Below are 19,053 nucleotides of genomic sequence, written 5' to 3'. Positions count from 1 at the left end.
TCGGGAGCGCGCGGCCCAATAGCGATTCAACCAGGTCCGCGCGCGCCTGCGCAGGGGCCGGTCAGCGCAGGAGGCGACGAGCCCGGTGGCCGGGCCGGTCACCGGCGACACCGGACACCGCGGAGCCTGCCGCACTGGGCGCGCCCCATAAGGGGCGCGGGGAACCGCGCGACCAGCCCCCACCGACCTGTAGGTGGAACGAAGGGGCAGCCGATCAGCGTGGATCAGGCCGCGGGGCCTCCCCTGCTCGCGCGCAGCCGAGGGCTCGGGGAAGGTGCGGCCCCACGCTGACCGGCACGACCCTCTAGGGCTCCGGAGGAGGCAGTGGGGGGCCTGCCGTGCGCAGCGGTGCCGAGGGGGAGGATGCGGCGACCGGAACCATGCGGTCCGTGGTCGCGCGGCCCTCCGCGCCCGGCAGCGGGCTCAGCCGGATCTCGCCGCTGGGCAGCAGCGGTGCCCCGGAGCCGCGCGGCGGCAGCGCGGAGATGGGTGCGTACAGCCCCATGGCGCTGGGAGCAGGAGTGACGACGCCGCTCAGCGGCACCGGCCCCTCCTGCGCGCCCCGCGCGCCGTACTCCTGGGCGCCACCGCCCTGCGGTCCGGCATGGCCGAAATGCGGCCCCCGGCCCGCCATGGGCGTCGGCCGCAGCGGGCTGTTGGCGACCCCGGCGCCGTCACCGCGGGGACCGGGGGAGTCGACGGCCGCCTCCAGCGGGAGCGCGCCGCCGAGCGCGATCGCGGCCAGCGAGACGGCACCGGCCGCGGCGAAGGCGAAGCGCCGTCGCGGCGCGGGCCGCTGCTCGCTCTCATGGATACGAAAGCCACGGCTGCGCGGCTGCGGCGGCACCCCGGCCATGGCATGGGCACCGGTGGGGACGTAGCCGAACGCCCCGCCGCCCGCGCCGAAGTCACGGCGGCCGAAACTCCCGGTGCCCAGCGGACTTCCCGGGCCGTCCGGATCACCTCCCGGCAGGCCCTGCAGACGCGCGAGCAGCCCCTCGGACGGGCCGGGGGGCGCGGTCTCGGCGAAGACGCTCTTGACCTGACGCTGGGCGTCGGCCTCCGCCTTGCATTTCCAGCACGTAGCGAGATGCGCGAGCACCCGCTCGCGCGCGTCATGCCCCAACTCCCCGTCGACCAGAGCCGCGAGGCGGTCGCCGAGATGTTGCTCGGCGGGGGACGGACCGCCTGTACCGCTCACGCGATCCCTACCTCCCCGGTCGTCACCGGACCGGCCACCGAAGCCAGCGCACGCTGCTCCCGCTCCTCGCCGCGCGCCGAGGGGGCGCGGTGCTTGAGCGCCTTGCGCAGGTGGGACCGGCCGCGGTGGATACGGCTGCGGACCGTGCCGAGCTTCACGCCGAGGGTGGCGGCGATCTCCTCGTAGGACAGCCCCTCGATGTCGCAGAGCACGACGGCGGCGCGGAACTCGGGCGCGAGGGTGTCCAGCGCCTGCTGCACGTCGGCGTCGAAGTGGGTGTCGTTGAAGTGCTGCTGCGGGGAGGGCTCGCGGCTGGGGAGCCGCTCGGCGGCGTCGTCACCCAGAGCGTCGAAGCGGATGCGCTGACGGCGGCGGACCATGTCCAGGAACAGATTGGTCGTGATGCGGTGCAGCCAGCCCTCGAAGGTGCCGGGGGTGTACGTCGACAGCGAGCGGAAGACGCGGACGAACACCTCCTGGGTGAGGTCCTCGGCGTCGTGCTGATTGCCGGTGAGGCGGTAGGCGAGGCGGTAGACCCGTGCACTGTGCGTGCTGACGATCTCCTCCCAGGAGGGAGGGGTCCACGCCTGCGCATCCGCGTCTGCGGCGAAGGTCGCGGTAGGTGCGGAGTCGGCAAAGCGGGCACGGTCAGCGGTGTGTGTCACGGATTTCGGCTCGACGGCCGACCTGCGGAAGCGCCGGAGCACTCCTCGGTCACCCGCCGCAGCCGCACCTCCCCTGGTGGCTCTGGTGGTGTCCAGTAGAGCCCCTACCATATCCACCTCGCCCGTTAGCTCCGGATAAGCAGTTTTGACCTGGATTTGGTCCGGCATCTTTTCCTGCTCGGTCTTCACCAGCGCGTCCCCCTCGCACTCCCCCGTCACCCTCTCCTAACGCCCGGTCCCATCTGCGGGTTCCCGCACGCAGCGGATACAGTCACGGTTGCGTCAACTACGGGGACAGGAGAGGGCCATTACCGGCAACCGGCAGACGAGCTTGGCATTCGCCGAGGCGTACGGCGCCGGGACCATCGACGACGAGGCCGATGCCGCCCTGCGCTGGTCCCGTGACCGCGCCCGCGAGGCAGGCATCCGCTCGGTGTCGACCGGCACCGGCTCCGCCCTGCGCCTGCTCGCCGCGACCGCGGACGCCAAGGCGGTCGCCGAGATCGGTACGGGCACGGGCGTGTCCGGGATCTTCCTGCTGCACGGGATGCGCCCCGACGGCGTACTGACCACCGTCGACCTGGAACCGGAGCGCCAGCAGTTCGCCAAGCAGGCCTTCCGTGCCGCCGGCTTCGCGGGCAACCGCGCCCGCTGCATCCCGGGGCGCGCCCTGGACGTCCTGCCGCGCCTCGCCGACGGCGGCTACGACCTGGTCTTCTGTGACGGCGACCGCATGGAGTGCCTGGACTATCTCGCTGAATCGTTGCGGCTGCTGCGGCCCGGCGGCCTGGTCTGCTTCGAGGGCGTCTTCGCGGACGGCCGCACCGTCGACTCCGCGGTCCAGCCCACGGAAGTTCTGCGGTTGCGCGAGCTGCTGCGCGCCATAAGGGAGAGCAGCGTACTGGTGCCCTCCTTGCTGCCGGTCGGCGACGGCCTGCTGTGCGCGGTCAAGCGCGGCTGAGGGCCGCGGGGCGTGCCGATGTCCGGGCCCGCCCGCCGTGTCCAACGGCCGGAGCCGGGCAACGGCACGGCCCCGGAGCACGGCACGTATCGTGTACGCACCGCCCGCCGGGGCCGTGACAAGTCAATAAGGGCCGTTGGCTCAGCCGACAACCTTCTTGAGGGCCTCGCCGAGTTCCTCGGCCTCCTGCGGTGTCAGCTCGACGACGAGTCGCCCGCCGCCTTCGAGCGGAACGCGCATGACGATGCCCCGCCCCTCCTTGGTCACCTCGAGCGGGCCGTCGCCCGTCCGCGGCTTCATGGCCGCCATGCTCGTTCCCCTTCCTGAAACCAGCTCATCGCAGCCGACAACCCAGGTGTCACCGGCATCGAACACATTGCTTCCAAGCCATTATCCCGCATCGCACGACCCGATGACCAACATCAGGGAGCATCCCTTCGGCAACGCGCTCTCGCAAAACCACCCAATTCGGGGAGTGGGCTGCGATACTGCGCCACTGCGCGATGCGTACGCCACCCCCAATCTTTGATGTACGTCACATGTCGGCCACTGCTGAACTGCGCTGATCTCCGGCATCCTGTGCGCTGAGCTGCGCGCCGCAGCGCAGCCCGAGCCGCGACGGAGGGGACCCTCACATGGCCGACACCGTGCTCTACGAAGTGACCGACGGACTGGCGACGATCACGCTGAACCGGCCCGACGCCATGAACGCCATGGACACCGGCACCAAGGTGGCGCTGCGCGACACCCTGCGGGAGGCGGCGGCGGACACCTCCGTACGGGCCGTCCTGCTGACCGCCACCGGCCGCGCCTTCTGCGTCGGCCAGGACCTCAAGGAGCATGTCGCGCTGCTGGCGGCGGACCGCGAGAGCGGCGAGGGGCGCACGATGAGCACCGTGCGCGAGCACTACAACCCCATCGTCACGGCGCTCGCCACCATGCCGAAGCCGGTGGTCGCCGGGGTCAACGGGGTCGCGGCGGGGGCCGGCGCCGGCTTCGCGCTGGCCGCCGACTACCGGGTCGTCGCCGACAGCGCCTCGTTCAACACCTCCTTCGCGGGCGTCGCGCTGACGGCCGACTCAGGAATGTCCTGGACCCTCCCCCGCCTCATCGGCCACGGCCGCGCGGCGGACCTGCTGCTCTTCCCGCGCAACGTCAGTGCCCAGGAGGCGTACGAACTGGGGCTGGCCAACAAGGTCGTGCCCGCCGACGAGCTGGCCGAGGAGGCCGCGGCACTCGCCCGCCGCCTGGCCGAGGGCCCGACCGGCGCTTACGCCGCGATCAAGGAATCCCTGGCCTACGGGGCGGGCCACACTCTTGAGGAGACCCTCGCCAAGGAGGACGAGCTCCAGACGCGGGCCGGTGCCTCCGAGGACCACACCATCGCCGTCCAGGCCTTCCTGTCCAAGACGCCGCCGCGCTTCGTCGGCCACTGACCGGCGTGCCCCCGGCGGGCGCCTCAGCGGCGCTCGGCGGCCGGGCGGGCGTGGCAGCCTGCCAGGTGGTCGTTGACCAGGCCGCAGGCCTGCATGAGGGCGTAGGCGGTGGTGGGGCCGACGAAGCGGAAGCCGCGCTTCTTGAGGTCCTTGGCCAGCGCGGTGGACTCCGCGGTGGAGGGCGGGACGTCGGCGGAGGTCTGCGGTACGGGGCGTCCGGAGCGCTCGGGGGCGTAGGACCAGATCAGTTCGTCCAGCGCGCCGGGCGGCATCTCGGCGGCGACGCGTGCGTTGCCGACGGCCGCCAGGATCTTGGCGCGGTTGCGGATGATGCCGGGGTCGGCGAGCAGCCGCTGGACGTCGGCGTCGGTGAAGCGGGCCACGGACGCGATCTTGAAGTCTGCGAAGGCGGCGCGGAAGCCCTCGCGGCGGCGCAGGATCGTGATCCAGGACAGGCCCGACTGGAAGGCCTCCAGACACATCCGCTCGAACAGCGCGTCGTCGCCGTGGACCGGCAGGCCCCATTCGGTGTCGTGGTAAGCGCGGTAGTCGGCCATGTTTTCCGACTCCATGCCCCAGGGGCAGCGCGGCAGCCCGTCCGGCTCGCTGACCACGCCCTTCATGCCCGTCCCTCGCCCTCGGCGCCGCCCTCGGCCGCCCGCCGCTCGTCCTTGACCAGCCCGGGCGCCCCCATGGCCGCGGCGTGCGCGCCGGCCAGGGCCACTTCCAGTTCGGCGATCCGCGCGTCCCGCTCGGCCAGTTCGGCGCCGAGCCGGTCCAGGACGTCGTCGACCTCCTCCATGCGGTAGCCGCGTACGGACAGCGGCAGGCGCAGGGTGTCGACATCGCCGCGGGCCACCGGCCGGTCGGCGGGCAGTGGGTCGTGCAGACGGTCCGCGGGGGCCTCGCGCAGCCCGGCGCTGTCACCGCCGCCGACCACGGCGAGGGTGACCGCGGCCACCACCACGACCAACGCGATCAGCAAGAACCAGAACACGACCAACTCCCGAGGCTAAGCGTCTGCACTGATCGTGCCATGCGGGTGTGACAGTTAGGGTCGCTGCCGGACCACGGGGACCACAGGAAAGAGGAACCAGGGAATGCTGCGGCTGGGGAATCGCGAGTTCGATGCGCACGAGCCGGTGATCATGGCGATCGTGAACAGGACTCCGGACTCCTTCTACGACCAGGGGGCCACTTTCCACGACGAGCCGGCGCTGGCCCGAGTGGAGCAAGCGGTGTCGCAGGGCGCCGCCATCATCGACATCGGCGGGGTCAAGGCGGGCCCCGGCGAGGAGGTGAGCGCCGAGGAGGAGGCGCGGCGCACGGTCGGCTTCGTGGCGGAGGTGCGCAAGCGGTTCCCGGACGTGGTGATCAGCGTCGACACCTGGCGGCACGAGGTCGGCGAGGCCGTGTGCGAGGCGGGCGCGGACCTGCTCAACGACGCGTGGGGCGGGGTGGACCCCAAGCTGGCCGAGGTGGCGGCCCGTTACGACGTGGGGCTGGTGTGCACGCACGCGGGCGGCGCCGAGCCGCGGACCCGTCCGCACCGCGTGACGTACGAGGACGTGATGGCCGACATCCTGCGGGTGACGCTCGGACTGGCCGAGCGGGCCGTGGAGTTGGGCGTACGGCGCGACGCGATCATGATCGACCCGGGGCACGACTTCGGGAAGAACACCCGGCACAGCCTGGAGGCCACCCGCCGGCTCGGGGAGATGGCCGACACCGGCTGGCCGGTGCTGGTGTCGCTGTCCAACAAGGACTTCGTCGGGGAGACGCTGGACCGGCCGGTCAAGGAGCGGGTGCTGGGTACCCTGGCGACGACGGCGGTCTCGGCGTGGCTGGGCGCGCAGGTCTACCGGGTCCACGAGGTCGCCGAGACCCGGCAGGTGCTGGACATGGTGGCCTCCATCGCGGGCCGCCAGCCCCCGGCGGTGGCCCGCCGGGGACTTGCCTGAGCGCGCGGGAGGACGGGCCGCGCTACTTGCCGGTCTCCTTGGAGACCAGGGCGACCGCCTCGTCCACGTCGTCGGTGACGTGGAAGAGCAGCAGGTCCCGCTCGGAGGCCTTGCCCTGCGCGATGACGGTGTCGCGCAGCCAGTCCACCAGGCCGCCCCAGTACGCCGAGCCGAACAGCACGATCGGGAAGCGGGTGACTTTGCGGGTCTGGACGAGGGTGAGCGCCTCGAACAGCTCGTCCAGGGTGCCCAGGCCGCCCGGCAGGACCACGAAGCCCTGCGCGTACTTCACGAACATGGTCTTGCGGACGAAGAAGTAGCGGAAGTTGACGCCGATGTCGACGTAGGCGTTCATGCCCTGCTCGAAGGGCAGCTCGATGCCCAGGCCCACCGAGACGCCCTTGCCTTCGCAGGCGCCCTTGTTGGCCGCTTCCATGGCGCCGGGGCCGCCGCCGGTGATCACCGCGAACCCGGCGTCCACCAGGGCCCGGCCGAGCTTGACGCCGGTCTCGTACTCCGGCGATCCGGCGGGGGTGCGCGCGGAGCCGAAGACGCTGATGGCGCTGGGGAGTTCGGCCAGCGCGCCGAACCCCTCGACGAACTCCGACTGGATGCGCATGACCCGCCACGGATCGGTGTGCACCCACTCGGAGTCGCCCTCGGTGTCCAGCAGGCGCTGGTCGGTGGTGCCCGGCTGCACCTGGCCGCGGCGGCGCACCACCGGGCCCAGGTGCTGCTCCTCCACGGCCCGCTCTTCCTCAGGGCTGCCCATTGTCCGTGCTCCCTCCGTCGGCGGATGTTGTCCGGCCAGCGTAGATCGGCGGACGTTACGGGAGGAGAAAATCCGGGCGTCGGGCCGTAAGACGGGCGTCAGTGCGCAACTCCGTACGGATGCCGGGCCCTGACGGAGGCGGCAGGGCCGTGCCCTCAGCCCGTGAGCCAGGAGCGCAGCCGCTCCTCGCTGCGCAGGATCTTCTCGACCGGGACCCGCTCGTCCGTCTTGTGCGCCAGCAGCGCGTCCCCGGGGCCGTAGTTGACGGCGGGTACGCCCAGCGCGCTGAAGCGGGAGACGTCCGTCCAGCCGAACTTGGGCATCGGGCGCCCGCCGACCGCCTCGATGAAGGCCCGGGCCGCGGGGTGGGACAGGCCGGGCAGGGCGCCGGGCGAGTGGTCGTCGACGACGAACTCGGCGATCGGGCAGCCCTCGAAGACCTCGCGGACGTGGGCCAGCGCCTCTTCCTGGCTGCGGTCGGGCGCGTACCGGAAGTTGACCGTGACCGTGCACGCGTCGGGGATCACATTGCCCGCGACGCCGCCCTCGATGCGGACGGCGTTCAGGCCCTCGCGGTATTCGAGGCCGTCGATGAGCGCCCGGCGCGGCTCGTAGGCGGCCAGGCGCTCAAGGATGGGCGCCGCGGTGTGGATGGCGTTGGAGCCCATCCAGCTGCGCGCCGAGTGGGCCCGCTCGCCCGCGGTGCGCAGCAGGACGCGCAGGGTGCCCTGGCAGCCGCCCTCGACCTCGTTGTCGGAGGGCTCCAGGAGTACGGCGAAGTCGCCGGCCAGCCACTCGGGGTGGTTCTCCGCGAGCCGCTTGAGGCCGTTGTGCTCGGCGGCGATCTCCTCGGCGTCGTAGAAGACGAAGGTCAGGTCGCGGTTGGGCGCGGGCACGGTGGCGGCGATGCGCAGCTGGACGGCGACGCCGGACTTCATGTCGGTGGTGCCGCAGCCCCACAGGACGCCGTCCTCGTCCAGGCGGGAGGGGAGGTTGCCGGCGATCGGCACGGTGTCCAGGTGGCCGGCCAGGACGACCCGCTCGGCCCGCCCGAGGTCCGTGCGCGCCACCACGCTGTTGCCGTCCCGCTCCACGGTCAGGTGTCCCAGCTCCCGCAGCGCGCTCTCCACGGCGTCGGCGAGGACCTTCTCGTCCAGGCTCACGGAGGGGATGTCGACGAGCTGCGCGGTGAGCTGTGCCGCGTCGAGGGACAGGTCCAGGGCGGGGGGCTGCGTGGGGCGGTCCATGGATCCGACCCTATCGGCCGCCTCCAGTACGGTGGGCTGCGTGTCCGCTCAGCCCACCAGCAGCCCCGTCCGTCCCGGTCGTCGCAAACGCCTCGTGCGTCTTGCCGCGGCCTTCGCCGTGCTGGTCGCTCTGGTGGTCTACCTCGTGGTGCAGTACGTGACCGGCGGTCCCGGCGCCCCGCGCTGCACCGTAGGGGCCGAGGGCGGCGGCAGGACGTACGAGCTGACCCCCGAGCAGGCGGGCAACGCCGCGACGATCGCGGCGGTGGGGTCCTCGCGCGGCCTGCCCGAGCGGGCGGTGACCATCGCGCTCGCCACCGCGATGCAGGAGTCCGGGCTGCGCAACATCGACTACGGCGACCGCGACAGCGTCGGCCTCTTCCAGCAGCGCCCGTCCCAGGACTGGGGCACGGTGCGGCAGATCATGGACCCGGTGTACTCCGCCGGGGAGTTCTACACCCACCTGGTCAAGGTGCGCGGCTACTCCCGGCTGCCGCTGACGGTCGCCGCGCAGAAGGTGCAGCGCAGCGGCTATCCGCAGGCGTACGCCAAGCACGAGGCCAACGCCACGCTGCTGACCGGCGCGCTCACCGGACGGGACGCGGCGGCGATGTCGTGCACGCAGAGCCGCCCGGTCCAGGGCCGGGGGGACGGCAAGGCCGGCGGGGCGGGCGCGGTGCGCGAGAAGCTGGTGCGCGAGTTCGGGCCCGATGTGCTGCCGCGTACGGCACGGGCCGGGCAGGGCTCCGGCGGCTCGGGGCAGGGCGGCGGCCGGGAGCTGACCGTGCCGGTGCAGGGGTCCGAGGGCCAGGGCGGCGGGGCACGCCGCGGCTGGGAGCTGGCCACCTGGGCGCTGGCGCACGCGGGCGAGCTGCGGATCGAGCAGATCTCCTACGGCGGCAGGGTATGGTCCGCCGCCGACTCCCAGAAGGGCTGGCGCACAGCGGACGGCTCTGCGGCCCAGGGGTCCGGGGCCGACGTTCGGATCATCACCGCGCAGTAGTCCGCCCGTTCCCCCTATCGGGGTAGCGGCCCGCCGCGCCGTCCCCGGTCCGGGCGTTCCCCGCGCCCGATCGGCCACGATCCCTCAATTCCCTTACGGGCACAGGGATGTGACGTTTTGGCGGGCCGTCGGCGGCGGCGAATTTTGCCCGTCTTTATCCGTGCCGCGACCCGCCGCGCGTTACCAACTCTTTACCTAGGCCCACCGCAACCTTCCCCGGCCTGACGCGGTAGTCACTGCGTCCGCCCGGTCGTCGGCCCGGCAGACAGAACGCCTGTCAGAAGTAGAAGTCCCTCTCCGTCAAAGGAGCACCATGTCCCTCCCCCTTACGCGTCGGATCGCCCGAGCCGCGCTGCTGGTCGCAGCGGGCGCAGCTCCCATGGTCGGTGCGGCCGGTTCCGCGAGCGCCGTGGACCTGCCCAAGACCCCCGACCTGGGCGGACTGACCGCTGTGGACCCTGGGAGCATCGGAGACACCGTCGACGGAGCCGCGCAGAAGGCCACCGGCCTGGCGGGCGACGCCGGCAGCAAGGCTGTGAAGAAGGCCGTTCCGACCGCGGGCAAGACCGGCGGTGCCGCGGTCAAGAAGGCCGCCCCGGCCGCGAAGCAGACCGCCACCGAGGCCGCGGGCAGCGCGGCGGACATCCTCGGCGAGACCGCCAAGGCCGCCACCGAGGGCGGTCTGCCCGTCGGCGGGCTGCCCACCGGTGGCCTGCCGGGCACGGGCTCGCTGCCCACCAAGGGCCTGCCGTCCACCGACAGCCTGCCCACCAAGGGGCTGCCCTCCACCGACCAGCTGCCGGTCAAGGGTCTGCTCTGAGGATCTGAGGAGAGGCGCGCGGACCTGTCCCGCGCGCAGGGGCCTGCGGGATCTCTCCCGCACGAAGGGGCCCGGGGTGTCGCCCCGGGCCCCTTCGGCTGTTCGTGTCCCCTTACGGGGCGAGGCGGCGGGCGGCCTCGGCCACCCGCTCGTCGGTGGCGGTGAAGGCGATCCGTACGAACCGCTCCCCCGCCGGGCCGTAGAACTCGCCCGGCGCCACCAGGATTCCGCGCTCGGCCAGCGCGCCGACGGTCTGCCAGCACGGCTCGTCGCGGGTGGCCCACAGGTACAGCGAGGCCTCGCTGTGCTCGATGCGGAAACCGGCGCCCTCGAAGGCGTCGCGCAGCTGGGCGCGGCGGCGGGCGTAGCGCTCGCGCTGCTCGGTGACGTGCTCGCTGTCGCCGAGCGCCGCGACGGTGGCGGCCTGGACGGGAGCGGAGACCATCATTCCGCCGTGCTTGCGGATGAGCAGCAGCTCGCCGAGGACGGCGGCGTCACCGGCCAGGAAGGCGGCGCGGTAGCCGGCCAGGTTGGAGCGCTTGGACAGCGAGTGGACGGCGACGATGCCCTCGTAGGAGCCACCGCTGATGTCCGGGTGCAGGACGGAGACCGGCTCGGCCTCCCAGCCCAGTTCGAGGTAGCACTCGTCGCTGACCAGCAGCACGCCGTGCTCGCGCGCCCAGGCCACCGCGCGGCGCAGTTCGCCGGCGCTCATGACGCGACCGGTGGGGTTGGAGGGGGAGTTGAGCCACAGGAGCTTCAGCCCCTCGGGGTCCAGCGCGATGTCCGCCGCGCCGTCCGCGAAGATCTCCGGGTCGTAGACGACGGGTTCGGCGCCCGCCAGCCGCGCGCCGACCTCGTAGGTGGGGTAGGCCAGCCGCGGGTAGGCGACCTTGTCGCCCGCGCCCAGGCCGAGTTGGGTCGGCAGCCAGGCCACCAGCTCCTTGGAGCCGACGACCGGCAGCACGTTGGTGTGTGCCAGTCCCTCGGCGCCCAGCCTGCGCCCGGCCCAGCCGGTGAGCGCGTCACGCAGCTCCGCGGTGCCCCACACCGTCGGATAGCCCGGGCTGTCGCTCGCCGCGCCAAGTGCCTTCTGGATCAGCTCGGGTACCGGGTCGACGGGCGTGCCGACGGAGAGGTCGACGATGCCGTCCACATGGGCTGCGGCGGTCTTCTTGTAGGGCTCCAGCTTGTCCCAGGGGAAGACGGGAAGGCGTGCGGAGAGCGCTCGGGCGGGGGCTGCGGGCACGGTGCGTCACTTTCTCGTACGGGCGGGAACGCCGCGGTCCCGTACAGCGGCACAGCCGTACGGGACCGGGGCGGCGCAGGGCGTTGCGCTTACTGGTTCTGCGGCGGCAGCGCCGCGATGAAGGAGTGGTCGCGCTCGATCAGGCCGAGCTTGGAGGCACCACCGGGCGAGCCGAGTTCGTCGAAGAACTCGACGTTCGCCTTGTAGTAGTCCTTCCACTCCTCCGGGGTGTCGTCCTCGTAGAAGATCGCCTCGACCGGGCAGACCGGCTCACAGGCACCGCAGTCGACGCATTCGTCCGGGTGGATGTACAAGGACCGGGAGCCCTCGTAGATGCAGTCGACGGGGCACTCCTCGATGCATGCCTTGTCCTTGACGTCGACACAAGGCTGCGCGATGACGTAGGTCACGCTGTCGTTCCTCCTCGATAGGGCTGGCGGACCGATTGGCAGTTCCGCCGCGGGGCGCGCGGGAGCGCGGCGTCGTCGATGCCCGCACCTAGTATCTCCGTTCCCGGGCACGAGACGAACAAGAGGGGCGGGTTGAGCGGTGGAATTCACTTCCGGCGGACTTCTGGAGGTCCGAATCACCCCTTCTGACCTGGGCAAAAGGGTATCTGTCCGGCGCGTGAGCGGGAGTGGCGAGGCGGGCGGGAAGTTCACCGACACGGTGGGTGTCCTCACCGCTTGGGGCGACGGTGTGCTGAGCATCACACGGCGCGACGGCGAATCCGTCAGGATCGAGGAGTCCTCGCTGGTCGCGGGCAAGGTGGTACCGGCCGCTCCGGCCCGGCGCAGGGGCCCGGCGACGAGCACCCGCGAACTGACGGAAGTGGCCGCGCGCGGCTGGCCGGCGACCGAGACCGAGCGGCTGGGCGGGTGGACGCTGCGGGCCGCCGGCGGGTTCTCCCGGAGGGCCAACTCCGCGCTGCCGCTGGGCGATCCGGGCGTCCCGCTGGACGCGGCGCTGGAGCGGGTCACCCAGTGGTATGCGGAACGCGGCCTTCCGCCGTACGTCGTGGTGACCACCGGCGGCGCGGACACCGACGAGATGCAGGCGGCGGAGCTGGAGCGGCGCGGCTGGACGGCCGAGGCCCCCACCGTCGTACGGATCGCGGCACTGGCGCCGCTGGCCGACCTCGGCGCGGACACCTCACGGGTGACGCTGTCCCGGGAGCCGGACGCGGCCTGGCTCGGGGCGTACCACCGCGCGGACGCAGGCCCCTGCGACGAGGTGGTGAAGGTGCTGACCGGCGGGCCCTCGGTGCGGTTCGCCGCCGTCGCGGGCGACGAAGGACCCGGCGGGGCGCCCGCGGCGATCGGGCGGTGCGTGGTCGACGGCAGGTGGGCGGGGTTCGCGGCCGTGGAGGTCGCCCCGGCCCACCGGCGCCGGGGGCTGGCCACCACGGTCATGGCGGCGCTCGCCGAACGCGCCCTGCAGGAAGGGGCCTCGGCCGCGTACCTCCAGGTCGAGGCGGACAACGAGGCGGCCCGGGCGCTGTACGACCGCCTCGGGTTCACCGACCACCACGGCTATCACTACCGCCGCGGCCCACAGGGAGGCGCGCGCTGAACGGGTACGACCCTCGTATGCATCCGGACCCTGATCCGAACCCGGACCACGATCCCGGCACCAGGCGGCGGGAGTTCGCCCGGGCCGCGCGGGAGGAGCGGCCCGATCTCGCGCTGCTGTGCCTGCTGCTGGCCGCCGAGGCCGACCCGGCGCTGGACGCGGCGGGCATCGACGCGGCGCAGATCGAACTGGACCGGCTGGCCGGCCTGCTCCCCTACCGGCCCGCGGGCGGCCCGCGCGCCTGGGCCCGTAACGTCGCCGAACTCCTCGGCGCGCGCTGCGGCTTCTGCGGTGCGCCCGCCGACTACCGGCGGCTGGAGTCCTCGCTGCTGCACGAGGTGCTGCGGCGCCGCCGCGGGCTGCCGATCCTGCTGTCGGTGGTGTGGACGGAGGTGGCCCGGCGGGCGGGCGCTCCGGTGTACGGGGTCGCGCTGCCGGGGCACTTCGTCGTGGGCTTCGGCGACCCGTACGGGCAGCACGTACTGGCCGATCCCTTCGGGGGCGGGCGGCTGCTGACGGACGAGGACGCGGCGGTGCTGGTCGCGGGGGCCACCGGGGCGCCGCTGACCGAGCAGATGCTGGCGCCCGCCGACCCGCTGGAGATAGTGCTGCGCATCCTGAACAACATCCGTGCCTGGGCGGCGGCCCGCCCCGAGCGCAGCGACGTCCAGCTGTGGGCGGTGGAGCTGTCCCTCCTGCTGCCCAGCCACCCGGCCAGGCTGCGCCACGAGCATGCCCAACTCCTCGTACAGCGGGGTGACTTCCTGCGCGGCGCGGCCGAACTGGAGGAGTACGCACGCGTGCTGGAGCCGGTCGACGCCGCTGCTGCCGAATCGGTACGCCGCCAGGCGGGGGCGGCGCGGGCGATGCTGAACTGAGGGCTTCGCCGGGAGGGCGGTCAGGAAAGCGCGGTGAGGGAACCGCGGTCCGGCGGGGGCTGGTCGGGCAGCTGGTCGCGCCGCTCACGGGTCGCAGCCGGGACGGTGGTGGCCGTCTCGGTGAGGCCGCGGACGACCAGGGCCGTGGCGTCGTCCTTGAGGCGGCCGCCGGTGAAGTGCTCCAGGTCGGTGCGCAGGGTCGCGGCCAGGTCGGCGGGGGCCAGGTGGGTCCAGCCGGCGAGGCGTTCGCGCAGCGGGTAGAACTCGCCGTCGGCGCCGCGCGCCTCGGTCACACCGTCCGTGCACAGCACGATCCGGTCGCCCACCGCGGCCTCGAACAGCTCGCCGCGGCGCGGCTCACCGGTCAGCGCGCCCAGCCCCAGCGGCAGCCCGGCCTCCCCCGCCGACTGCTCCACGACCTCGCCGTCCCGGATGACGTGGAAGGGGATATGGCCGCAGGACAGCACCCGTACGCGGCCGGACCCGCCGGCCTCCATCAGCAGCGCGGTCACGAAGCGCTCCTGGGTGCCGCGCTCGGCGGAGCGGGTGTTGTAGCGGGTCAGGGCCGCTTCCATGCGTTCGGCGACGGACTCCAGCGTCTCCTGGTGGTGGGCCGCCTCGCGGAAGGAGGCCAGCACCTCGTGGCCCGCGCCGATCGCGGGCATGCCCTTGCCCTGCACATCGCCGATCATGAACCGCAGCCCGTACGGGGTCTGTGCGGCCTCGTAGATGTCACCGCCGACGCGGGCGCCCTCCTGCGCGGAGACGTAGAAGCCGTCCGCCCGCAGCGGTCCGGCCCGCAGCGGCAGCTCGCTGAGCATCGCCCGCTGGACGGCGTCGGCGACCAGGCTCGTACGGGCCAGCAGGGCCTCCCGCTCCAGGCGCGTACGGCACAGGACCACCGCGAAGACGGCGACCAGCACCGCGCCGAAGATCCCGACCACCTTGCTGGCCAGGGACCAGGAGGGAACGGTGTTCCAGTGGATGTAGGTGAGGCAGCCGGTGTAGGCGGACGCGACGGCCACGGTCCAGTGGTAGGAGCAGCGCAGCGCGGCGAACAGCGGAGCGATGCCGGTGAAGAGCGCGAAGTGCAGCTCGGGACCGGTACCGGCGTCCACGATCGTGACGGCGACGACAGCCAGGATCAGCAGCACGGCGGCCACCGGGCCGCCTGCTCTGTGACGCTGGGCCGAGGGAGGGGTGGCAGGCATAACGCCTTCCAGCCTGAGGGAGGCAGCGGTGCCCGATCCAGAGACGAAGGTCCTCGCCACACCGGTCGGCGGACCCTGTACACCAGGCGCCGCGGGAGGCTTGCCGCCTCCCCTCCCGCACAGGGCCCGCCGCTTCCCCTGCTACATCCAGCCCTTTTCCCGCGCGGTGCGGACCGCCTCGGCTCGGTTGCGGGCGCCGGTCTTCTGGATGGCGAGGGAGAGGTAGTTGCGGACCGTGCCGTGGGAGAGGTTCAGGCGGCCGGCGATCTCGGCGTTGGTGGAGCCGTCGGCCGCCGCGTGCAGCACATCCCGCTCGCGCTCGGTCAGCGGGCTCGCCCCGTCGGCCAGCGCGGCGGCGCCCAGCACCGGGTCGATGACCCGCTCCCCGCGCAGTACGCGCCGTACGGCATCGGCCAGCTGCGCCGCGGGGGCGTCCTTGACCAGGAAGGCGTCGGCACCGGCCTCCATCGCCCGGCGCAGATAGCCGGGGCGCCCGAAGGTGGTCAGGATCACGATCTTCAGCGCGGGAAACTCGGCGTGCAGGCGGGCGGCGGCGTCCAGCCCGCTCATCCCCGGCATCTCGATGTCCAGCAGGGCCACGTCCACCTCGTGGGTCCGGGCCGCCTCCACTACCTCGTCGCCCCGCGCGGCCTGCGCGACCACTTCGAGATCCGGCTCCAGACCCAGCAGCGCGGCCAGCGCCTCGCGCACCATCGACTGGTCCTCGGCGAGCAGAACCCTTACACACCGCACGGGCCGCTCCCCGCTCGCGTCACTCATGACGCCCACCCTAGACAGCCCCCGGGCCCGTCCCCCACCTGGCCGAACGGGGCGCCGCGCTGCCGGGCCGGGGGCCTGCCGACGGGACCGTCCAGGGTGAGAACGGGCGGGGCCTTCGGGCGCGGGTCTCGCAGTGACGGGGTGGAGGGGCTGAGCAAGCCTCGCAGTGGAGGGGCTGAGCGGGTCTCGTTGTGGAGGGGCTGATCGGGTTTCGCCATGGAGGGGCTGAGCGGGTCTCGTTGTGGAGGGGCTGATCGGGTTTCGCCATGGAGGGGCTGAGCGGGTCTCGCCGTGGAAGGGCTCGGTGGAGGGGCTAAAGGGCGTCCGGGGCCGGCTGGGAGGCGGGCGTCGGTGCTGCGGTGTCGGGGCACGTCTGCGGCGGCGCGGTGAGAGGGACATGGGCGCGCAGGGTGAAGCCGCCGGTGGGGGCCGGGCCGGTTTCCAGGTGGCCGTCGGCCAGGGCCAGGCGTTCGCGCAGGCCGCCCAGGCCGTTGCCGTCGCGCGGGGCGCGCGGCGGTCCGCCGCCGTTGTCGGTGACCGCCAGGCACAGACAGCGGCGCTCGTCGGCCTCCCACTCCTGGGAGAGCAGCAGCTCGCAGCGGTCGGCGCCGCTGTGGCGTACGACATTGGTGACGGCCTCGCGCAGCGCCCAGGCCAGCGCCCCCTCCGCCTCGGCCGCCAGGCCCTCCTGGGGGCGCTCCAGCGCCGGATCGATGACGGCCTCGATGCCCGCGGCGTGCAACGCGGCCCGCGCGCCCGCGAGTTCGACGGCCAGCCGGGGGCGGCGGTAGCCCGTGACGGCCTCGCGGACGTCCACCAGCGCCTGCCGGCTGACCTTCTCGATGTCGGCGACCTGCCGGGCCGCGTCGTCCGGCTTGCCGGGCAGCATCCGCCCGGCCAGCTCGCTCTTGAGCGTGATCAGGGAGAGCGAGTGGCCCAGCAGGTCGTGCAGGTCACGGGCCAGCCGCAGGCGCTCCTCGTTGGCGGCGAGGCGGGCCACCTCCTCGCGGGCCTGCCGCAACTCGTGGGTGGTGGTGATCAGTTGCTGTACGCCGATCATCGCGAAGCCGCCCAGCAGGGACGGCAGGGCGAAGGCGACGAGGTAGATCCGGATCTCGTGGTCACGCAGTCCGATGAGGATGATGACGAGGAAGATCATCGGGATGATCCAGCGGGAGCGCCGGACCGGCAGCACCGCCGCCACGGAGGTGGAGGTGAAGGTGAACAGGGCCAGCCAGTTGGGGCCCAGGGTGAGCGAGAGGACGAGCGCGAGGGACGCGAGCAGGGACAGCAGCGCGTACTGCACCCGCTCGGCCAGTTCGCGGTGGGCGAGCTTGCGGTAGAGCAGCAGGCAGTAGGCGACGACGAAGAGCGTCAGCCCGAGCGAGCCGAGCACCCGCGCGGTCGTCGTCAGCTCCCCGCCGGCCAGCTCGCCGATCGGACCGCCCAGAAAGGCCAGCCAGACCAGGATCCACAGGGACTTGACCTGCGCTGCCCTGCGGTTTTCCGGCGGCTGCCCGATGGGGACGATGCCGACCTCGCCCTTGCCCTCACTCATGCCTTGCGGGTGTCCTTCCGGTAGAGCCAGGCCGCGCCCCCCGCGAACAGCAGAAGGTAGCCGAGGAGGACCGCCATGTCCTTCACGTGCGGGGCGTTGCCGACCTCGATCGCCGTGCCGAGCGCGGCATAGGCGTGGGTGGGCAGCCACTCGGCGATGTTCTGCACCCACTGCGGGAGGATCGTCAGCGGCATCCACAGCCCGCCGAGGAAGGCGAGCGCGAAGTACACCAGCATGGTGATCGGGCGGACCGCGTCACCGCTGGCCAGATAGCCGATGGCGACGCCGAGCGCGGCGAAGACGAAGCTGCCCAGCCAGGTGCCGGCGACGATGGATATCCACTGCCAGGCCTCCAGGCGCACCCCCTTGACCGTCGCTCCGACGATCATGACGAGCAGGATCGAGGGCAGGCTGACCGTCGCGGAGGCGGCCATCTTGGCGGCGACATAGCCGCGGCCGGGCAGCGCGGTCAGCCGCAGCTGCCGCACCCAGCCCTTCTCCCGCTCCTTGGCGATGACCTCGCTGTTGCCCACCAGGACAGCGGTCATCGCGCCGAACGCGGCCATCGCGACCATGTAGTACAGGCCCATGTTCAGGTCCATGCCCGGGATCGGCCTGCTGTCCGCGCCGCCCGCGATGATGAGGTAGAGCACCGGCGGATAGATCACCGAGAAGAACATGAACTTCTTGTTGCGCAGGGTGCGGGCGATCTCGAGCTTGATCAGGGTGGTCATCGTGCCGCCTCCTGGGCGGTTGCCGTGGTGTCGGCGTCGGATGCGGTGGTGATGGCGATGAAGGCCTGCTCCAGACCGAGTCCGGAGACCTCCAGGTTGTGCGGGTACAGCCCGCGGGAGTAGACGGCGTGGACGGTGGCATCGGCGTCGTAGGACTGGATGCGCACCGTGCGGCCCGAGACCTCCAGGGAGGTCAGGTACGGCAGGTCGCGCAGCGCCTCGCGGCCGACCGCCTCGTCCAGGTCGAAGGTGATCCGGCGGGCGCCGGCCTTCGCCTTGATCTCGGCGGAGGTGCCGTCCGCCAGCACCCGCCCCCGGTGCAGCACGATCACGCGGTCGGCGATCTCGTCCGCCTCTTCGAGGTAGTGCGTGGCGAACAGGACCGTACGGCCCTGCTGGGCCTGCTCGCGCATGGTGCCCCAGAAAGTCTGCCGGGAGGAGACGTCCATGCCCGTGGTCGGCTCGTCCAGCACGATCAGCTCGTTGGCGCCCGCGGTGGCGAGGGCGAAGCGGACCCGCTGCTCCTGGCCGCCGGAGAGCTTGTCGACCATGCGGTCGGCTATCTCGCTGATCCCGGCGGTGGCCAGGACCTGGTCCACGGGGTAGGCGCGCGGGTGCAGGTCGCAGGCGAGCCGGACCAGCTCCCTGACCTTCACACCGGCCATCAGGCCGCCGCTCTGCAGCATCGCGCCGACCTTGCCCTGCGCGATGGCCTTCTGGGGGCTCGTGCCGAAGAGGGAGACGGAGCCGGAGTCGGCGTTGCGCAGGCCGAGGAGGAGGTCGAGGGTGGAGGACTTGCCCGCGCCGTTGGGCCCCAGCAGGGCCACGGTCTCGCCCGGGTGCAGCTGGAGGGACAGCTCGGACACGGCGCGCACCGTGCCGTAGCTCTTGGTGACCTTCTCGAAGCTGACCACGGGGGGCGGACCCGCGCGGTGTGCCGCGGTGTCCGCGGTGATGGCTGTGGTCGTCATGGATTCAGCATCGCGCCCGCCGCCCCCGCACCGG

General features: G+C 72.6%; 21 protein-coding genes. 7 read left to right on the top strand and 14 right to left on the bottom strand.

Translation table 11 applies throughout. The features are described from left to right. Positions 1-304: 304 nt before the first annotated feature. Positions 305-1,201, bottom strand: a complete 897-nt coding sequence (locus AC4IJH_RS20635; RefSeq protein ID WP_490853261.1) for a zf-HC2 domain-containing protein — start codon at positions 1,199-1,201, stop codon at positions 305-307. Next, positions 1,198-1,977, bottom strand: coding sequence for an RNA polymerase sigma factor SigE (sigE, locus tag AC4IJH_RS20630; protein ID WP_490853260.1), 780 nt, complete (start codon positions 1,975-1,977; stop codon positions 1,198-1,200). Before sigE ends, AC4IJH_RS20635 begins: the two co-directional genes overlap by 4 nt. A gap of 166 nt (positions 1,978-2,143) precedes the next feature. Here sigE and AC4IJH_RS20625 point away from each other — a divergent pair, with 166 nt between their 5' ends. Further along, positions 2,144-2,827: an O-methyltransferase gene (locus AC4IJH_RS20625; protein WP_490853259.1), complete on the top strand. Its 684-nt coding sequence runs from the start codon at positions 2,144-2,146 to the stop codon at positions 2,825-2,827. 141 nt (positions 2,828-2,968) lie between these two features. Here the strand turns inward: AC4IJH_RS20625 and AC4IJH_RS20620 are convergent, their stop codons facing one another. Next, entirely contained in the window at positions 2,969-3,136 is a 168-nt protein-coding gene (locus tag AC4IJH_RS20620) for a DUF3117 domain-containing protein (protein ID WP_086831452.1), read from the bottom strand. 326 nt (positions 3,137-3,462) lie between these two features. Between AC4IJH_RS20620 and chcB the strand changes: the two genes are divergently transcribed. Further along, positions 3,463-4,263 carry a 2-cyclohexenylcarbonyl CoA isomerase gene (chcB, locus tag AC4IJH_RS20615; RefSeq protein ID WP_490853258.1) on the top strand — a complete coding sequence of 267 codons (801 nt, stop codon included), beginning with the start codon at positions 3,463-3,465 and terminating at the stop codon, positions 4,261-4,263. Positions 4,264-4,286: 23 nt separating this feature from the next. Here chcB and AC4IJH_RS20610 read toward each other — a convergent pair whose 3' ends face one another. Beyond that, on the bottom strand, positions 4,287-4,886 hold the full coding sequence (locus AC4IJH_RS20610) for a DNA-3-methyladenine glycosylase I (RefSeq protein ID WP_490853257.1): 600 nt from the start codon (positions 4,884-4,886) through the stop codon (positions 4,287-4,289). Further along, the gene (locus AC4IJH_RS20605; protein WP_490853256.1) at positions 4,883-5,260 is read right to left on the bottom strand and encodes a DivIVA domain-containing protein; all 378 of its coding nucleotides are present in this window, start codon (positions 5,258-5,260) and stop codon (positions 4,883-4,885) included. Before AC4IJH_RS20605 ends, AC4IJH_RS20610 begins: the two co-directional genes overlap by 4 nt. 103 nt (positions 5,261-5,363) lie before the next feature. On the opposite strand from AC4IJH_RS20605, the gene folP reads away from it, so the two are divergent. Further along, complete coding sequence (gene folP / locus AC4IJH_RS20600; protein ID WP_490853255.1) at positions 5,364-6,224, top strand: dihydropteroate synthase; 861 nt, start codon at positions 5,364-5,366, stop codon at positions 6,222-6,224. A gap of 22 nt (positions 6,225-6,246) precedes the next feature. Here the strand turns inward: folP and AC4IJH_RS20595 are convergent, their stop codons facing one another. Both AC4IJH_RS20595 and dapE read right to left on the bottom strand, forming a co-directional pair. Further along, complete coding sequence (locus tag AC4IJH_RS20595; protein ID WP_490853254.1) at positions 6,247-6,996, bottom strand: LOG family protein; 750 nt, start codon at positions 6,994-6,996, stop codon at positions 6,247-6,249. A 155-nt stretch (positions 6,997-7,151) separates the two neighbouring features. Further along, on the bottom strand, positions 7,152-8,243 hold the full coding sequence (dapE, locus tag AC4IJH_RS20590; protein WP_490853253.1) for a succinyl-diaminopimelate desuccinylase: 1,092 nt from the start codon (positions 8,241-8,243) through the stop codon (positions 7,152-7,154). Here dapE and AC4IJH_RS20585 point away from each other — a divergent pair. Both AC4IJH_RS20585 and AC4IJH_RS20580 read left to right on the top strand, forming a co-directional pair. Then, positions 8,242-9,246, top strand: coding sequence for a VldE C-terminal domain-containing protein (locus AC4IJH_RS20585; RefSeq protein WP_490853252.1), 1,005 nt, complete (start codon positions 8,242-8,244; stop codon positions 9,244-9,246). The genes dapE and AC4IJH_RS20585 overlap by 2 nt on opposite strands. Before the next feature lie 313 nt (positions 9,247-9,559). Beyond that, the gene (locus AC4IJH_RS20580) at positions 9,560-10,066 is read left to right on the top strand and encodes an ATP-binding protein (protein WP_490853251.1); all 507 of its coding nucleotides are present in this window, start codon (positions 9,560-9,562) and stop codon (positions 10,064-10,066) included. A 112-nt stretch (positions 10,067-10,178) separates the two neighbouring features. Here the strand turns inward: AC4IJH_RS20580 and dapC are convergent, their stop codons facing one another. Then, positions 10,179-11,315 carry a succinyldiaminopimelate transaminase gene (gene dapC, locus AC4IJH_RS20575; RefSeq protein ID WP_490853250.1) on the bottom strand — a complete coding sequence of 379 codons (1,137 nt, stop codon included), beginning with the start codon at positions 11,313-11,315 and terminating at the stop codon, positions 10,179-10,181. Between the two features lie 89 nt (positions 11,316-11,404). After that, complete coding sequence (gene fdxA / locus AC4IJH_RS20570; protein ID WP_016642910.1) at positions 11,405-11,725, bottom strand: ferredoxin; 321 nt, start codon at positions 11,723-11,725, stop codon at positions 11,405-11,407. Positions 11,726-11,864: 139 nt separating this feature from the next. Here fdxA and AC4IJH_RS20565 point away from each other — a divergent pair, with 139 nt between their 5' ends. Both AC4IJH_RS20565 and AC4IJH_RS20560 read left to right on the top strand, forming a co-directional pair. After that, positions 11,865-12,887, top strand: coding sequence for a GNAT family N-acetyltransferase (locus AC4IJH_RS20565; protein WP_490853249.1), 1,023 nt, complete (start codon positions 11,865-11,867; stop codon positions 12,885-12,887). 17 nt (positions 12,888-12,904) lie between these two features. Continuing rightward, positions 12,905-13,765, top strand: a complete 861-nt coding sequence (locus tag AC4IJH_RS20560; protein ID WP_490853248.1) for a transglutaminase-like and tetratricopeptide repeat-containing protein — start codon at positions 12,905-12,907, stop codon at positions 13,763-13,765. 20 nt (positions 13,766-13,785) lie between these two features. Here the strand turns inward: AC4IJH_RS20560 and AC4IJH_RS20555 are convergent, their stop codons facing one another. From AC4IJH_RS20555 to AC4IJH_RS20535, 5 genes are all read right to left on the bottom strand, one after another. Beyond that, a complete protein-coding gene (locus AC4IJH_RS20555) occupies positions 13,786-14,976 on the bottom strand; it encodes a PP2C family protein-serine/threonine phosphatase (RefSeq protein ID WP_490853247.1) in 1,191 nt (396 codons plus the stop codon). Between the two features lie 141 nt (positions 14,977-15,117). Continuing rightward, positions 15,118-15,756, bottom strand: coding sequence for a response regulator (locus tag AC4IJH_RS20550; RefSeq protein ID WP_490853246.1), 639 nt, complete (start codon positions 15,754-15,756; stop codon positions 15,118-15,120). A 313-nt stretch (positions 15,757-16,069) separates the two neighbouring features. Further along, positions 16,070-17,314 carry a sensor histidine kinase gene (locus AC4IJH_RS20545; protein WP_490853245.1) on the bottom strand — a complete coding sequence of 415 codons (1,245 nt, stop codon included), beginning with the start codon at positions 17,312-17,314 and terminating at the stop codon, positions 16,070-16,072. Then, complete coding sequence (locus tag AC4IJH_RS20540) at positions 17,311-18,048, bottom strand: ABC transporter permease (RefSeq protein ID WP_490853244.1); 738 nt, start codon at positions 18,046-18,048, stop codon at positions 17,311-17,313. The genes AC4IJH_RS20545 and AC4IJH_RS20540 overlap by 4 nt, the downstream gene beginning before the upstream one ends. Beyond that, positions 18,045-19,019, bottom strand: coding sequence for an ABC transporter ATP-binding protein (locus AC4IJH_RS20535; protein ID WP_490853243.1), 975 nt, complete (start codon positions 19,017-19,019; stop codon positions 18,045-18,047). The genes AC4IJH_RS20540 and AC4IJH_RS20535 overlap by 4 nt, the downstream gene beginning before the upstream one ends. Positions 19,020-19,053: the final 34 nt, after the last annotated feature.

The sequence above is a fragment of the Streptomyces sp. UF-297 genome (genome assembly GCF_058245575.1).
Note: the sequence above shows the minus strand (reverse complement) of the source record. Positions and strands in the feature narration are given on the sequence as shown.

Coding starts and splice junctions, on each gene's coding strand:
- AC4IJH_RS20550 (WP_490853246.1), bottom strand. CDS start 15,756: ATGAGTGACGCGAGCGGGGAGCGGCCCGTGCGGTGTGTAAGGGTTCTG.
- AC4IJH_RS20555 (WP_490853247.1), bottom strand. CDS start 14,976: ATGCCTGCCACCCCTCCCTCGGCCCAGCGTCACAGAGCAGGCGGCCCG.
- dapE (WP_490853253.1), bottom strand. CDS start 8,243: ATGGACCGCCCCACGCAGCCCCCCGCCCTGGACCTGTCCCTCGACGCG.
- AC4IJH_RS20535 (WP_490853243.1), bottom strand. CDS start 19,019: ATGACGACCACAGCCATCACCGCGGACACCGCGGCACACCGCGCGGGT.
- AC4IJH_RS20540 (WP_490853244.1), bottom strand. CDS start 18,048: ATGACCACCCTGATCAAGCTCGAGATCGCCCGCACCCTGCGCAACAAG.
- folP (WP_490853255.1), top strand. CDS start 5,364: ATGCTGCGGCTGGGGAATCGCGAGTTCGATGCGCACGAGCCGGTGATC.
- AC4IJH_RS20610 (WP_490853257.1), bottom strand. CDS start 4,886: ATGAAGGGCGTGGTCAGCGAGCCGGACGGGCTGCCGCGCTGCCCCTGG.
- AC4IJH_RS20595 (WP_490853254.1), bottom strand. CDS start 6,996: ATGGGCAGCCCTGAGGAAGAGCGGGCCGTGGAGGAGCAGCACCTGGGC.
- sigE (WP_490853260.1), bottom strand. CDS start 1,977: ATGGTAGGGGCTCTACTGGACACCACCAGAGCCACCAGGGGAGGTGCG.
- AC4IJH_RS20580 (WP_490853251.1), top strand. CDS start 9,560: ATGTCCCTCCCCCTTACGCGTCGGATCGCCCGAGCCGCGCTGCTGGTC.
- AC4IJH_RS20545 (WP_490853245.1), bottom strand. CDS start 17,314: ATGAGTGAGGGCAAGGGCGAGGTCGGCATCGTCCCCATCGGGCAGCCG.
- AC4IJH_RS20585 (WP_490853252.1), top strand. CDS start 8,242: ATGGATCCGACCCTATCGGCCGCCTCCAGTACGGTGGGCTGCGTGTCC.
- AC4IJH_RS20620 (WP_086831452.1), bottom strand. CDS start 3,136: ATGGCGGCCATGAAGCCGCGGACGGGCGACGGCCCGCTCGAGGTGACC.
- AC4IJH_RS20560 (WP_490853248.1), top strand. CDS start 12,905: ATGCATCCGGACCCTGATCCGAACCCGGACCACGATCCCGGCACCAGG.
- chcB (WP_490853258.1), top strand. CDS start 3,463: ATGGCCGACACCGTGCTCTACGAAGTGACCGACGGACTGGCGACGATC.